This is a genomic window from Trabulsiella odontotermitis, assembly GCF_001188485.1.
GTDB lineage: Bacteria > Pseudomonadota > Gammaproteobacteria > Enterobacterales > Enterobacteriaceae > Trabulsiella > Trabulsiella odontotermitis_A.
Genome location: NZ_JNGH01000066.1, coordinates 1 through 14,937, shown reverse-complemented (window position 1 = coordinate 14,937; position 14,937 = coordinate 1). Strand labels below are relative to the sequence as shown.

The following is a 14,937-nucleotide window of genomic DNA, read 5'->3' as shown; positions in this document are numbered from 1 at the left end:
GGAGATGTACATCATTTCAAGCAAAAATATGCTGAAGAAAGCCCAACACCAGGGGTTCNNCGAAACGGCGGCGAGCCTGCGTTCGCCGGTGATGCTGGCGGGCACGCCGGGCACGTATCGCTATGGCGGCGTCGGCAGTCTGATCGCACTGACCAACGCGCTGGCGCAGGAGCATCAAATTCCGCTGGTGCTGCACCTCGACCATCACGAGGAGTCGGAGGACATTTTCAACAAGGTCCGCGCCGGGATCCGTTCGGTGATGATTGATGGTTCACATTTCCCCTTTGAAGAAAATATTGCGCACGTGAAAGCGGTCACCGACTTTTGCCATGCGTACGACGTCAGCATCGAAGCAGAGCTCGGACGGCTGGGCGGGCAGGAAGACGATTTGATCGTTGATGACAAAGACTCCGCTTACACCTCGCCGGATGCCGCCGCCGAATTTGTCCAGCGCACGAACATTGATTCGCTGGCCGTGGCCATTGGCACGGCGCACGGTCTTTATACACACGAACCACGTCTGGATTTTGCGCGCCTTGAGCAGATCCGCAATCGGGTGGAGGTGCCGCTGGTGCTGCATGGCGCGTCCGGCTTAACGGAGGCGGATATTCAGCAGTGTATTCGTTTGGGGATTTGCAAAGTTAACGTGGCGACGGAATTAAAAATCGCCTTTGCCGATGCCTTAAAGGCATATTTCCGCGAAAACCCAACCGCCAACGATCCACGGCATTATATGCAACCCGCAAAAGCAGCAATGAAGCAAGTGGTCACACGCATCATTGGCGTGTGCGGTAGTGAAGACAAACTCTGATAGCTATTAACCCTACAAAAAAGAATGAGGATTGTTTATGAGCAGATTTAAGTTACCCGGTTTGGCAATGCTGGTGGGTCTGGCACTGTTCTCACAAAGTTCCTTCGCTAAAGAGTATAACATTGGCGCCTCCCTGTTGACGCAGCAGCATCCGTTTTATATTGACCTGGCTAATGCGATGAAAGATGAAGCGAAAAAAGATGACGTTAATCTGAGCATTTCAATCGCGAACCAGGATTTAAATAAACAGCTTTCCGATGTCGAAGATTTTATTACTAAAAAAGTCGATGCCATTATTATCTCCCCGGTCGATTCCAAAGGGGTACAGGCTGCGATTATTAAAGCCAACAAAGCCGGTATTCCGGTGATTACCGTTGACGTTGCGGCGGAAGGCGTGCCGGTGGTATCGCACGTGGCGACAGACAACTACGCGGGCGGCGTGCAGGCCGGTAAATTAATGGGCAAACTGCTGAACGGTAAAGGTACCGTCGCCATTATTAGCTATCCTGCCGTGCAGTCTGTGGTGGCGCGAATTGATGGCTTTAAGAAAGGGCTGTCAGAGACGCCGGACGTAAAAATCGTCGCTGAACAGCCGGGGATCACCCGCGCCGAAGCACTAACCACCGCGCAGAATATGATGCAGGCGAACCCGAATCTGAGCGGCCTGTTTGGCTTTGGCGATGACGCCGCGCTGGCCGCGGTTATTGCGGCGAAATCCGCCCATAACGACAACATCAAAATCATCGGTTTTGATGGCATGAAAGAAGCACGCGACGCCGTGGATACCGATAAAACCTTTGCCGCAGTAATTCGTCAGTACCCGGATCAAATGGGCGCGAAAGCGATTGACGCTGCCGTCGACCATCTGAACGGCAAACCGGTTGATAAAATCATCCCGATCCAGCCGGGGGTTTATACCGCTAAACAATAATGTCACGCCTTCAGGTTGCGAAGCGTTGTTAATTGCTTCGCAACCTGAAAACAGAACGAAAAATACCAGACCACATCCTTTGCTTTAACGCAATAGTGAGAGGTAGAGCCGATGATGCTTTGCTAAGAAACAGAGGTGGTTATGACTGACATCATTCTTGAAATTTCTCATGTTGCTAAAAGCTTTGGCCCTGTACAGGCCCTGAAAGATATTACACTTACGGTTCGAAAAGGCCGGGTGCATACATTATTAGGCGAAAATGGCGCGGGAAAATCCACGCTAATGAAAATTCTCGCCGGTGTATATCCGCCAACCCAGGGAACCATTACGCTGCACGGCAATGTCGTTAATATTCATAATCCGCAGCATTCACGCAAACTGGGCATCGCCATTATTTTTCAGGAACTCAGCCTGAGTAATAACGTGACGGTGGCCGAAAATATCTACGCCAATAATGAGCCGGTGCGCTTTGGCATTATTGATGATAAGAAAATGCTCACCGATTGCGAGGCGCTGCTCGCTGAGCTGGGCATTCCGCTGGATGCGAACGAACTGGTCGGCAATATGTCGCTCGCCCAGCGCCAACTGGTGGAGATTGCGAAGGCGCTGAGCTATCCCGCCGACATTGTGATCATGGATGAACCGACGTCGTCGCTCAGTGATAACGAAGCGGACATTCTGTTTAACATTATTGCGAAGCTGACCCAGCGCGGCAGTGCGGTGATTTATATCTCCCACCGCATGGATGAGATCATGCGCATCTCTGACGATATCTCAGTGATCCGGGATGGCGAATATATCGCCACGCATGACCGCAATGAGACGCACATCCAGCAGCTTATCGCCCAGATGGTGGGGCGAGAAATGAAAAACATCTGGCCGCCGCGCATCGGGGAAAAACCGGATGCCAGCGTCACGCCACGGCTGGAGGTCAGAAACCTTTCGCATCCGCCGCTGTTTCATCAGATCGATTTTGCCGTGCGGCCCGGTGAAGTACTGGGCTTTTTTGGTCTGGTGGGGGCGGGGCGCACCGACGTGATGCGCGCTATCTTCGGCATCATTCCGGGTCAGGGCGAGATCCTGCTCGACGGTGAGCGGGTGGCGATCCGCTCCGCGAAAGAGGCCATCGAGCGCGGCTTTGCGTTTGTCACGGAAAACCGTAAAGAGGAAGGGCTGGTGCTGATGCACGATGTGAATATGAATACCCATCACGTAGCGTTTCAGTATAACGCGTCGCGTTTTGGGCTGATTAATCATCGCCAGGAAGAGCAGCGTACGCGCAAAGCCGTCGAACAGATGAATACCCGAATCAGTTCGATCCATCAGCCAGTGAGCGCGTTAAGCGGCGGTAACCAGCAGAAAATCGTGCTGTCGAAATGGCTGGAAAAGACGCCGCGTATTTTGCTGCTCGATGAACCCACCCGCGGTGTCGATGTAGGCGCAAAGTTTGAAATCTATAACGTTATTCGTCAGCTGGCGGCGGCAGGCACGGCCATTATTCTGGTTTCGTCCGAATTACCGGAGGTCATGGCGTTAAGCGATCGCTTAGTGGTTATGCGAAATAAAACCATCGCTGATATTTACCCGTGTGAAAACCTGACACAGACGCAGGTGATGACCGCTGCAACAGGAGTACAGTAAATGACTGAGAAAATTGTCTCTGCGCCCAAAGAACGGAATCAGTCGTCGGGCAACGGATTGAAAAAAGTCGTCAGGCAATATGGCGGGATCCTGAGTGGAATGATCGTCCTGATTATTCTCTTCAGCGTTATGAATGACAGCTTTTTCACCACCAATAACATCACCAATATCATTTTACAGGTTTCTATTATCGCGATTACCGCGTACGGCATGACTTACGTATTGCTGCTTGGCGATATCGATTTGTCGGTCGGCTCAACCATTGCGCTTATCGGCACCTTTGCCGCGCTCGGTGCCTCGTGGGGTATTCCGTTTATTTTGCTGATCCCGCTGGCCATTATTGCGGCGCTGATCCTCGGCATGATCAACGGCGGCCTGACCGCGGTGGCCGGTATTCCGTCGTTTATTGTTACCGTCGCCACCATGGGGATATTCCGCGGCATCGCCTACATCATGACGGACGGTATGCCGGTGATGATCCGCAATGACGCGTTTCTGGCGTTAGGCAACGGCGAATTTTTATATATTCCGGTGCCGATCTGGATTTTATTAGCGCTGCTGCTGATCAACCATTTCGTTCTTACCAAAACCACCTTTGGGCGCAAGATTTACATTACCGGCGGTAATAAAGAAGCGGCGGTATATTCCGGTATTAACGTGATTCGCCTGAAAATTAAAGTCTTTATGATCACCGCCGTGCTGGCAGGCATCAGCGGCATGATCCTCGCGTCGCGCCTCTATTCCGGGCAGCCAAACGCGGCATTGAGTNTGGGGCGGCCCCAGCCTCAACGGCGGTTATGGCACGGTTGTTGGCACCATGATTGGCGCATTAACGATTGGCGTGATTAACAACGGTATGAACCTGATGAACGTTCCCTACTTCTATCAGATGGTGGTCAAAGGGATGGTTATTCTGGTGGCGGTTTATGTCGATGTCAGAAATAAAAGAAAACGCGGCTAAATATCTCAAGGAATTAATTGTATGAGCAAAGTATTCACTATTGGAGAAATTCTGGTCGAAATTATGGCAAGTCAGACGGGTCAGTCGTTTGACCGGCCTGGCGTCTGGCATGGACCTTACCCCAGCGGCGCCCCCGCGATATTTATCGATCAGGTGACGCGCTTCGGCGTGCCCTGCGGGATCATCAGTTGCGTCGGTAAGGATGGCTTTGGCGATATTAACGTTAACCGTCTGGCGGAAGACGGCGTCGATATTCGCGGCATTTCCGTACTGCCGCTGGAAACCACCGGCAGCGCCTTTGTCACCTATCATGAATCCGGCGATCGCGACTTTATCTTTAATATTAAAAACGCCGCCTGCGGGAAATTATCCGCCCGCCATGTGGATGAAAGGCTGCTGAAAGACTGCACTCACTTTCATATTATGGGATCGTCATTGTTCTCGTTTCATATGGTCGATGCAGTAAAGAAAGCGGTGACGCTGGTAAAACAGAACGGCGGCGTGATCTCCTTCGACCCGAATATTCGCAAAGAGATGCTTGATATCCCGGAAATGCGCGATGCTCTACATTTTGTTCTCGAGCTGACGGATATTTATATGCCGAGTGAAGGCGAGGTGTTATTGCTCTCTTCGCATGCGACGTCAGAAAGGGCTATTGCCGGGTTCCTTGAGGATGGCGTGAAAGAGGTGATCGTGAAGCGCGGCAGCAAAGGGGCCAGTTTCTGGTCCGCGACGGAGCAGTTTCACGTTGACGGCTTTTCGGTGCAGGAAGTTGACCCGACCGGTGCGGGAGACTGCTTCGGCGGGGCTTACGTGGCCTGTCGCCAGCTGGGTTACAGTACCCGTCAGGCGTTGCAGTACGCCAATGCTTGCGGTGCGATTGCGGTGACGCGCCGTGGCCCGATGGAGGGCACATCGATGCTGGCGGATATTAAAGCGTTTATTCATCGCCATGAAGCGGCGATACAGGAAAGAGCCTGATAAAAAAAGGGAAGCGCATGCGCTTCCCTTTTTCGTAATTACTTCTCTTGCAGGCCGAGTTTCTTCTCCAGATAGTGGATGTTGGTTCCACCATGCTGGAAGTTCTCGTCGCTCATGATGCGGGTCTGCAGATCAATGTTGGTTTTGATGCCGTCGATGATCAGCTCCTGCAGGGCGTTTCTCATGCGGGAAATCGCCACGTCACGGTTTTCACCGTAGCAGATGAGCTTACCGATCATTGAGTCATAGTACGGCGGCACGGTGTAGCCCGCGTAGATATGAGACTCCCAACGGACACCAAAGCCGCCCGGGGCGTGGAAACGCGTGATTTTACCCGGGCTCGGCAGGAAGGTGTTCGGATCTTCGGCGTTAATACGGCATTCCACCGCATGACCGCGAACCTGAACTTCGTCCTGCTTGATGGACAACGGTTGACCAGCAGCGATGCGCAGCTGTTCTTTGATCAGATCAACACCGGTGATCATTTCAGTGACCGGGTGTTCTACCTGAATACGGGTGTTCATTTCGATGAAATAGAACTCGCCGTTTTCGAACAGGAACTCGAAAGTACCCGCCCCGCGATAGCCGATATCAACGCACGCTTTGGCGCAGCGCTCGCCGATGTAGCGACGCAGTTCCGGCGTAATGCCCGGCGCCGGTGCTTCTTCAACCACTTTCTGGTGACGACGCTGCATAGAGCAGTCACGTTCTGCCAGATAGATAGCGTTGCCCTGACCGTCAGCCAGCACCTGAATTTCGATGTGGCGTGGGTTTTCCAGGTACTTCTCCATGTACACCATGTCGTTGCTGAATGCAGCTTTCGCTTCCGCTTTGGTCATGGAGATGGATTGCGCCAGTTCAGCATCGCTGCGCACGACGCGCATGCCGCGACCGCCGCCGCCGCCGGACGCTTTGATGATAACCGGGTAGCCGATGCGTTTAGCATGGGCACGGTTAGCATCCATGTCGTCGGTCAGCGGGCCATCAGAGCCAGGTACTGTCGGTACGCCCGCTTTCTTCATGGCGGTGATCGCCGACACTTTGTCGCCCATCAGGCGGATGGTGTCAGCTTTCGGGCCGATGAAGATAAAGCCTGAACGTTCAACCTGCTCAGCGAAGTTGGCGTTTTCAGACAGGAAGCCGTAGCCTGGGTGAATCGCTACCGCGCCGGTGATTTCAGCCGCGCTGATGATCGCCGGGATATTCAGATAGCTTTTGACTGATGGCGCCGGGCCGATACACACGGTTTCGTCAGCCAGCAGTACATGTTTTAAATCGCGATCCGCTGTCGAGTGTACTGCGACGGTCTTGATGCCCAGCTCTTTACAGGCACGAAGAATACGCAGTGCAATCTCGCCGCGGTTGGCGATGACAATTTTATCCAGCATGTTCGCCTCGTTACTCGATGACGACCAGCGGCTCGTCAAATTCTACCGGTTGCCCACTTTCTACCAGGATCGCTTTCACGGTACCTGATTTGTCGGCTTCGATCTGGTTCATCATTTTCATCGCTTCTACGATGCACAGGGTATCGCCCACGTTAACTTTCTGGCCGATTTCCACAAACGCTTTCGCGTCCGGGCTCGGCGTACGGTAGAAAGTACCAACCATCGGGGAACGTACGATGTGACCACTGATTTCTGCTTTCGCCGGCGCTTCTGCAGCGGCGGCTGGCGCGGCAACGGCAGCCGGTGCCATTGGTTGTTGCATCACAGGCGCGGCATAGGCCTGTTGCATCATCGGGAAGGCTGACGCAGCCGGCGCGCGGCTAATGCGAACAGATTCTTCGCCTTCAGAAATTTCCAGTTCAGCGATGCCTGATTCTTCAACCAGCTCGATCAGTTTTTTAATCTTACGAATATCCATGAGTGGGTTCCGTACTCTTTGTTTAGTGTGATGGTGACAGGCGTTTTACCGCCGTCTGTAAAGCGTATGAATAACCGTCCGCACCCAGCCCGCAGATAACGCCAGCGGCGATATCGGACAGATACGAGTGGTGGCGGAATGGTTCACGTGCGTGCACATTGCTCAGGTGAATCTCGATAAACGGGATACTGACAGCCAGAAGCGCATCACGAAGGGCCACGCTGGTGTGCGTAAACGCGGCCGGATTAATCAGGATATAGTCGACGTTGTCTTTAGCCTGATGAATTCGGTCGATGAGTACGTGCTCCGCGTTGGACTGCAGGTGATCAAACGCCACATTCAGGGAAGCCGCTTCCGTTGCCAGACGGTTAACAATCTCCGTCAGACTCAGGGTGCCGTACTTCTCTGGCTCTCGGGTGCCGAGCATATTAAGGTTCGGCCCGTTCAAAAGCAAAATGTGAAACTTGTCAGTCATCGTGCGGCTATCTCCTGCCATTTTCCGGTAAAAAACAAAATATACCTTCGATGTGCTCTTGTCACCCTTTCAGGGGCGTAAAATCCCTGTCAGGAAAACCAAAGTCGCACATTATAACGATTTCGTAGCAATTGGCAGCTAAATACTGGTCTTATCAGGGAAGATTATCAACCGCTATCGTGAAAAGATTGGCGGTTGATAAGAAATTTGCGGGTAACTGCACAGCCTGAAAACTTAGCGGAACCACAGACGGAACTTCTTGTAACGCCACGCTAAAAGCGCGATGGCCAGTATGGCGTAGATGACGGGCTGGGGCGAGAGGATCTTCACCGACCACAGATAATGTATGGGTGCGAGGATCGCGACAAGATAGACGAAGTTGTGCAGTTTTTGCCATCGCGGTCCCAGTTTCCGCTGCATGATTTGCACAGATGTTACCGCCAGCGCCAGCAAAATCAACCAGCTTGCCAGCCCGAGCGTTAAATAAGGGCGACTCACCACTTCCTGCCCCAGTAGCGACAGGTTGTTGATGCCCAGCTCCAGCAGCGCATAGCAGGTGAGATGCAGCGTGGCCCACGCAAAACACCATAACCCCAGCATCCGCCGCGTGCGTATTAATAAAGGCTGTTTAGCGTAGCGCGCCAGCGGCGACACCAGCAAGGTCGCCAGCAATAATTTCAGAGCCATCCGACCGGTGAAATGCTGAATATCTTTCGCCGGATCGGCGCTGAAATAGCCCTGCGATCCGGCCCAGAACAGCCACAAAAAGGGTAAAAAGGCCGCCAGATGGAGGAGGACTTTCAGCCACAGCACCTGCTTCGCCGTTAATCGCACTAAAAATTCTCCTTCAGATTAAGGCCGCGGTAGAGCGAGGCGACCTGATCGGCATAACCGTTAAACAGCAGCGTGGGCTGGCGATTGACATCCAGTACGCCGCCGGATCCGATAAAACGCTCTGTGGCCTGCGACCAGCGCGGGTGATCCACGTGCGGATTGACGTTGGCATAGAAGCCGTATTCATCCGCGGCCGCAAGATTCCAGGTGGTGGGCGGCTGCTCGCGGGTCAGCGTGATGCTGACGATCGACTTAATGCCTTTGAAGCCGTACTTCCACGGCACGGTGAGGCGCACCGGCGCGCCGTTTTGCGGCGGCAGCGCTTTGCCGTAAACGCCTACGGTGAGCAGCGTCAGCGGGTGCATAGCCTCGTCCAGACGCAGCCCTTCCACATAAGGATATTTCAGCCCGCCGCCAATAAACCGATCTTTCTGACCCGGCATATCATCAGGGGCGTAAATCGTTTTGAACGCCACGTATTTCGCATTGCTGGTGGGCTCAACCAGCGCCAACAGCTTATGCAGCGGGAAGCCAATCCACGGCACCACCATTGACCAGGCCTCTACGCAGCGCATTCGGTAGATGCGTTCTTCCAGTGGGAAACGGCGGGTTAAATCGTCATGATCGAGCTTCAGTGGTNTTTATCGAGACCGAACTCATAGAAATTGTTATAGCCGGTGACTTTATCTTCCGGCGTCAGTGGCAGGGTGTTTTGCCATTCAGCGGGTTTATCAAAGGTCAGTGGCTTGCCGGAAGGCGCTGGCGGACGATCGTTACCCTTAAACCAACTGAGCAGATCGGCGTGTGCGGTGGGCGTTAACGTCAGCGCCGTGGCGCTGATCCCGAGCATTTTCAGGATCTGGCGGCGCTGCATCATAAAGANCGCGGTGACATCGGCTTCCGTCAACGTTTTGGTTTTCATAGGATCCTCCGTCATGCATTTTCTTAATCATGACGGAGGAAAAGCGTTAAAGCGAATACGAATATGTCACCAAATTTGATGATTACGCTAATTTAACCAGCGTGCGGCCCTGCGTCTGGTTGTTGATGATTTTATCAGCGAATTCGGGGGCCTGCGCGAGGGTGATTTCCGTTGCGCTTTGCACGAAAAATGACTCTGGCAAATCCTGTGTCAGACGCTTCCATGCTTCGGCACGGCGAGCCGCTGGCGTCATCACCGAGTCAACCCCTTGCAGACGCACGTTACGCAGAATAAACCCCGCCCGCCGTAATTCATTTGCGCCAGCACTTTCGCCAGCACGTTATCACCCACGGTATCAATGGCACCGGCCCACAGCTGTTTTTCCAGCGGACGGGATTCGGCAAATTCATCACGCCCTAAAATGCGGTTTGCGCCCAGGTCGCGCAGGTAATCATGAGTACTTTCACGACCGGACACCGCCGCCACCTGATAGCCGAGCTTATGCAGCAACGCCACCGCCGTGCTGCCCACGCCGCCGCTGGCACCGGTGACTACAATTTCGCCATCCTGTGGGCGGATCCCGGCCTCTTCCAGCGCCATCACGCACAGCATCGCGGTAAAGCCCGCGGTGCCGATAATCATCGCCTTGCGTCCATCCAGACCCTGCGGCATGGCGACCAGCCAGTCACCTTTGACCCGCGCGCGTTGCGACAGCCCGCCCCAGTGATTTTCACCCACGCCCCAGCCGGTGAGCAGCACCTGCTGGCCGACATGAAAACGCGGATCTTCGCTGCTGTGCACCACGCCCGCGAAATCAATCCCCGGCACCATCGGGAAGTTGCGAATGATTTTGCCTTTGCCGGTGATCGCCAGCGCATCTTTATAGTTGAGGCTGGACCACTGGATATCGACGCTTACATCGCCTTGCGGCAGCTGACTTTCGTCAAGGGGCTGAACGGACGCGACGGTTTTTCCGTCCTGCTGTTCTAAGATTAACGCCTGCATAACCTTTCCTCAGTTGCACGGTGATTGGAAAAAAATTTCTGAAGACTATACTCGCTAATTGCATATTGATGCCGATATAGCGCAATAAAGCGCAATAAATTGCCAGATCTACCAGGTCTGGTAGTATGCCTCTTCTTTTTTGCAAGTTAGTGCTTACTTAGTAGTAGGGGCTAACCCGGGGGTCCGCCAATCTGACGGGCGATTTTTCATTTGCGGAGTTAATACAGGGATGCGATTAACGACGAAGTTTTCTGCTTTTGTCACGCTGCTGGTCGGTCTGGCAATTTTCGTGACCCTGGTGGGTTGCTCGCTGAGCTTTTATAACGGCATCCAGATTAAGCTTCAGCACCGCGTGCAGGCCGTCGCGATCATGCTGGACAACCGCCTCGTGACCACCCCGTTCGACAAACTGGGCCCGCAGTTAAATGAGCTGCTGGAGCCCGTCGACATCGTTCGCCTTGATTTCCTCGTCGGCGAGAAACCCATTTACACCCATATCCGGCAGGTCAGCTATCGTCCGGCAGGCAGCAGCTACCAGTACCGCGAGCTGGAAGTCAATTCGCTGAAAAATCCAGGCATGACGATTCGCATGGTTTATCTGGATCCGATGGTCAACTATTTTGGCGCGTTATCGACAACGGTGCCGTTGACGCTGGCGATTGCCTTTATGGTGCTGGTGATTTTCTTCGCCGTGCGCTGGCTGCGGCGACAGCTGGCCGGGCAGGAGCTGCTGGAGTCGCGTTCGGCGCGCATTTTAAACGGCGCGCGCGGCCAGCAGGCGAAAGGCTCGGTACATGAATGGCCCGCGCGCACCAGCAGCGCGCTGGATCTGCTGCTCTCCGAGATCCAGTTCGCCAGCGATCAGCGCAGCCGAATGGATACGCTGATTCGCTCTTATGCCGCCCAGGATACCCGCACCGGGCTCAGTAACCGTCTGTTCTTCGACAACCAACTGGCGATGTTGCTGGAAGATCAGGAAAAGGTTGGCGCACACGGGATTGTGATGATGATTCGCCTGCCGGATTTCGACCTGCTACGGGATAATTGGGGGAGAACGGCATCAGAAGAGTATCTATTCACGGTAATTAACCTACTTTCTACCTTTATAATGCGCTATTCGGGTGCGTTGCTGGCGCGCTATCATCGTAGTGATTTTGCGGTGCTGTTGCCGCACCGGACGCTGAAAGAGGCGGACAGCATCGCCAGTCAGCTGTTAAAAGCGATGGAAGCGCTGCCGACGACGAAAATCCGCGAACGTGACGACATGATGCACATCGGCATTTGCGCCTGGCGGAGCGGGCAGTCGACGAACCAGGTAATGGAACATGCCGAAGCGGCCACCCGTAACGCTGTGCTTCAGGGAAGCAACGGGTGGGCGGTGTATGACGATTCGCTACCGGAAAAAGGTCGCGGTAACGTACGCTGGCGAACGATGATTGAACAGATGTTGACCCGTGGCGGTCCGCGTTTCTACCAGAAACCGGCGGTGACCCTCGATGGCCGGGTTCATCATCGTGAACTGATGTGTCGTATTTATGATGGGCAAGAAGAAGTCATCTCGGCGGAATATATGCCGATGGTATTACAGTTCGGGTTGTCGGAAGAGTATGACCGGTTGCAGATCACGCGCCTGATTCCTTTTCTGTCGTTCTGGCCGGAAGAAAACCTGGCGTTGCAGGTGACGGTGGAGTCGTTGATCCGCCCGCGTTTCCAGCGCTGGCTGCGGGATACGTTAATGCAATGCGAAAAATCGCAACGAAAACGCATTATTTTTGAACTTGCTGAGGCGGATGTTTGTCAACATATCAGCCGTTTACAGCCTGTTATGCGTTTAATTAGCGCTTTAGGTGTACGCGTCGCTGTGATACAAGCGGGTTTAACGCTGGTCAGTACGGACTGGATCAAGCTTCTGGACGTTGAAATTATTAAGCTTCATCCAGGACTGGTGCGTAACATTGAGAAGCGAAGTGAAAATCAGCTTCTGGTGCAAAGTCTGGTGGAAGCCTGTAAAGGCACCACGACCCGGGTTTTTGCCACCGGGCTACGCAGCCGGGGCGAGTGGCATGTACTGACAGAGTGTGGCGTCACGGGGGGTCAGGGCGATTTTTTTGCGGGCTCACAGCCACTTGACACCAGTGTGAAAAAATATTCTCAAAGATACTCTGTTTGACCTGCCGTTTAGCGTGTTTTCACGTAGAATAACGCGCGCTGTTTCTGTGGGGGTGTGCTTGACTACCTGACAGAGTATTACAGATGAACATTGCACGTTAACGACCTTTGACAGGTTGCAAATGCAGGCGAGGAACGCAGCTGGTTGTTACAGCGCTGAAGGAGTCAGGCAAAGAATTTGTCACTAAGGAACGAACTGCACTAATTTTCACCGTAGCAGATGATTTTTGCGCCTTGTCGCTGCTGCGTGTGGTTGGTAAAGTAAGCGGATTTTGTTTTCCGCCCCAGCTTTCAGGATTATCCCTTAGTATGTTGAAAAAATTTCGTGGCATGTTTTCCAATGACCTGTCCATTGACCTGGGTACCGCGAATACCCTCATTTACGTAAAAGGACAAGGCATCGTACTGAATGAGCCTTCCGTTGTGGCCATTCGCCAGGATCGTGCCGGTTCACCGAAAAGCGTGGCTGCCGTCGGTCATGAAGCTAAGCAGATGCTGGGCCGTACGCCTGGCAATATCGCAGCAATTCGCCCGATGAAAGACGGCGTGATCGCCGACTTCTTCGTGACCGAAAAAATGCTGCAGCACTTCATTAAGCAAGTGCACAGCAACAGCTTCATGCGCCCAAGCCCGCGCGTTCTGGTGTGTGTACCGGTCGGTGCAACGCAGGTTGAACGTCGTGCGATCCGTGAATCCGCTCAGGGCGCTGGTGCGCGTGAGGTATTCCTGATTGAAGAACCGATGGCGGCAGCGATCGGCGCAGGCCTGCCGGTGTCCGAAGCGACAGGTTCAATGGTTGTGGATATCGGCGGTGGTACCACTGAAGTGGCGGTGATCTCCCTGAACGGTGTGGTCTACTCCTCTTCCGTGCGCATCGGCGGCGACCGTTTCGACGAAGCAATCATTAATTATGTCCGTCGCAACTACGGCTCCCTGATCGGCGAAGCGACCGCAGAACGCATCAAGCATGAAATTGGTTCTGCCTATCCGGGTGACGAAGTCCGCGAAATCGAAGTCCGTGGTCGTAACCTGGCAGAAGGCGTACCGCGCGGTTTCACGCTGAACTCCAACGAAATCCTGGAAGCGTTGCAGGAGCCGTTGACCGGTATCGTCAGCGCCGTGATGGTTGCACTGGAACAATGCCCGCCGGAACTGGCTTCTGACATCTCCGAGCGTGGGATGGTGTTGACCGGTGGTGGTGCGCTGCTGCGTAACCTCGACCGCCTGTTAATGGAAGAGACAGGTATTCCTGTCGTAGTTGCAGAAGATCCACTGACTTGTGTCGCGCGTGGCGGCGGCAAAGCGCTGGAAATGATCGACATGCACGGCGGCGACTTGTTCAGCGAAGAGTAGTCGGACTGAGGCCAGGGGGAGCAACGGCTGCCCCTGACTTCACTGACACGAGAAGACGCATAGCCTATGAAGCCAATTTTTAGCCGTGGCCCGTCGCTACAGTTTCGCCTTATCCTGGCGGTGCTGGTGGCGCTGGGTGTCATTATCGCCGACAGTCGCCTCGGTACGTTCAGCCAGATCCGAACGTACATGGATACCGCCGTCAGCCCTTTCTATTTTATTTCAAACGGTCCTCGTGAAATGCTCGACAGCGTTTCGCAGACATTGGCCTCACGCGATCAACTCGAACTGGAAAACCGGGCGCTACGCCAGGAACTGTTGCTGAAAAATAGCGACCTGCTGATGCTGGGTCAGTACAAGCAGGAAAACGCGCGTCTGCGCGAACTGCTTGGTTCCCCGCTGCGTCAGGATGAGCAAAAGATGGTGACGCAGGTCATCTCCACGGTTAACGATCCTTACAGCGATCAGGTGGTGATTGACAAAGGTAGCGTCAATGGCGTCTATGAAGGGCAACCGGTGATCAGCGACAAAGGCGTCGTCGGTCAGGTGGTCGCCGTGGCGAAACTGACCAGCCGCGTATTGCTGATTTGCGATGCGACCCACGCGTTGCCGATTCAGGTCTTACGTAACGATATTCGCGTCATTGCGGCGNNCCCCCAGCCAATACAGATATCCGCGTCGGCGACGTGCTGGTGACTTCCGGTCTCGGCGGTCGTTTCCCGGAAGGCTATCCGGTGGCGGTGGTTTCCTCCGTGAAGCTGGATACGCAGCGCGCTTACACCGTGATTCAGGCGCGGCCCACCGCCGGGCTGCAGCGTTTGCGTTATCTGCTGTTGCTGTGGGGCGCTGACCGCGAAGGGACTAATCCGATGACCCCGGAAGACGTACATCGCGTGGCGAACGAACGTCTGATGCAGATGATGCCGCAGGTATTGCCGCCGCCGGACGCGATGGGCCCACCTGCGCCGATTCCGGCACCGGCGACCGG

Annotated in this window: 10 protein-coding genes and 4 pseudogenes; 8 read left to right on the top strand and 6 right to left on the bottom strand. The window is 54.2% G+C overall.

Features of this window, described 5'->3' with window-relative positions:
• Positions 1–4 precede the first annotated feature (4 nt).
• The 5 genes and pseudogenes from GM30_RS05900 (at position 5) to GM30_RS05880 (ending at position 5,325) form a co-directional block, all read left to right on the top strand.
• Complete coding sequence (locus GM30_RS05900; RefSeq protein WP_049847870.1) at positions 5–811, top strand: tagatose-bisphosphate aldolase subunit GatY; 807 nt, start codon at positions 5–7, stop codon at positions 809–811.
• 37 nt (positions 812–848) lie between these two features.
• Positions 849–1,742, top strand: coding sequence for a substrate-binding domain-containing protein (locus tag GM30_RS05895; RefSeq protein WP_049847869.1), 894 nt, complete (start codon positions 849–851; stop codon positions 1,740–1,742).
• 141 nt (positions 1,743–1,883) lie between these two features.
• On the top strand, positions 1,884–3,383 hold the full coding sequence (locus GM30_RS05890) for a sugar ABC transporter ATP-binding protein (RefSeq protein WP_049847868.1): 1,500 nt from the start codon (positions 1,884–1,886) through the stop codon (positions 3,381–3,383).
• A pseudogene (locus tag GM30_RS05885) lies at positions 3,384–4,344 on the top strand (ABC transporter permease).
• 21 nt (positions 4,345–4,365) lie between these two features.
• Entirely contained in the window at positions 4,366–5,325 is a 960-nt protein-coding gene (locus tag GM30_RS05880; RefSeq protein ID WP_049847867.1) for a sugar kinase, read from the top strand.
• A gap of 38 nt (positions 5,326–5,363) precedes the next feature.
• Here the strand turns inward: GM30_RS05880 and accC are convergent, their stop codons facing one another.
• The 6 genes and pseudogenes from accC to GM30_RS05850 form a co-directional block, all read right to left on the bottom strand.
• Positions 5,364–6,713, bottom strand: coding sequence for an acetyl-CoA carboxylase biotin carboxylase subunit (accC, locus tag GM30_RS05875; protein ID WP_049847866.1), 1,350 nt, complete (start codon positions 6,711–6,713; stop codon positions 5,364–5,366).
• 10 nt (positions 6,714–6,723) lie between these two features.
• Complete coding sequence (gene accB / locus GM30_RS05870) at positions 6,724–7,191, bottom strand: acetyl-CoA carboxylase biotin carboxyl carrier protein (RefSeq protein WP_049847865.1); 468 nt, start codon at positions 7,189–7,191, stop codon at positions 6,724–6,726.
• 22 nt (positions 7,192–7,213) lie between these two features.
• Positions 7,214–7,666 (bottom strand): type II 3-dehydroquinate dehydratase, encoded by a 453-nt coding sequence (gene aroQ / locus GM30_RS05865; protein WP_049847864.1) that lies wholly within the window; start codon positions 7,664–7,666, stop codon positions 7,214–7,216.
• 234 nt (positions 7,667–7,900) lie between these two features.
• A complete protein-coding gene (msrQ, locus tag GM30_RS05860) occupies positions 7,901–8,500 on the bottom strand; it encodes a protein-methionine-sulfoxide reductase heme-binding subunit MsrQ (RefSeq protein ID WP_049847863.1) in 600 nt (199 codons plus the stop codon).
• Positions 8,500–9,422 (bottom strand): annotated as a pseudogene (gene msrP, locus GM30_RS05855) (protein-methionine-sulfoxide reductase catalytic subunit MsrP). The gene msrQ and the pseudogene msrP overlap by 1 nt, the downstream one beginning before the upstream one ends.
• An 82-nt stretch (positions 9,423–9,504) precedes the next feature.
• Positions 9,505–10,427: pseudogene (locus tag GM30_RS05850) on the bottom strand (MDR family oxidoreductase).
• A gap of 229 nt (positions 10,428–10,656) precedes the next feature.
• Between GM30_RS05850 and csrD the strand changes: the two are divergent.
• The 3 genes and pseudogenes from csrD to mreC all read left to right on the top strand — a co-directional run.
• Positions 10,657–12,597 (top strand): RNase E specificity factor CsrD, encoded by a 1,941-nt coding sequence (gene csrD, locus GM30_RS05845; protein ID WP_049847862.1) that lies wholly within the window; start codon positions 10,657–10,659, stop codon positions 12,595–12,597.
• Between the two features lie 308 nt (positions 12,598–12,905).
• Positions 12,906–13,949: a rod shape-determining protein MreB gene (gene mreB, locus GM30_RS05840; RefSeq protein WP_006818047.1), complete on the top strand. Its 1,044-nt coding sequence runs from the start codon at positions 12,906–12,908 to the stop codon at positions 13,947–13,949.
• Between the two features lie 66 nt (positions 13,950–14,015).
• Positions 14,016–14,937 (top strand): annotated as a pseudogene (mreC, locus tag GM30_RS05835) (rod shape-determining protein MreC); the annotation flags it as partial.

Coding starts and splice junctions, on each gene's coding strand:
- mreB (WP_006818047.1), top strand. CDS start 12,906: ATGTTGAAAAAATTTCGTGGCATGTTTTCCAATGACCTGTCCATTGAC.
- accC (WP_049847866.1), bottom strand. CDS start 6,713: ATGCTGGATAAAATTGTCATCGCCAACCGCGGCGAGATTGCACTGCGT.
- aroQ (WP_049847864.1), bottom strand. CDS start 7,666: ATGACTGACAAGTTTCACATTTTGCTTTTGAACGGGCCGAACCTTAAT.
- GM30_RS05895 (WP_049847869.1), top strand. CDS start 849: ATGAGCAGATTTAAGTTACCCGGTTTGGCAATGCTGGTGGGTCTGGCA.
- GM30_RS05890 (WP_049847868.1), top strand. CDS start 1,884: ATGACTGACATCATTCTTGAAATTTCTCATGTTGCTAAAAGCTTTGGC.
- accB (WP_049847865.1), bottom strand. CDS start 7,191: ATGGATATTCGTAAGATTAAAAAACTGATCGAGCTGGTTGAAGAATCA.
- csrD (WP_049847862.1), top strand. CDS start 10,657: ATGCGATTAACGACGAAGTTTTCTGCTTTTGTCACGCTGCTGGTCGGT.
- GM30_RS05880 (WP_049847867.1), top strand. CDS start 4,366: ATGAGCAAAGTATTCACTATTGGAGAAATTCTGGTCGAAATTATGGCA.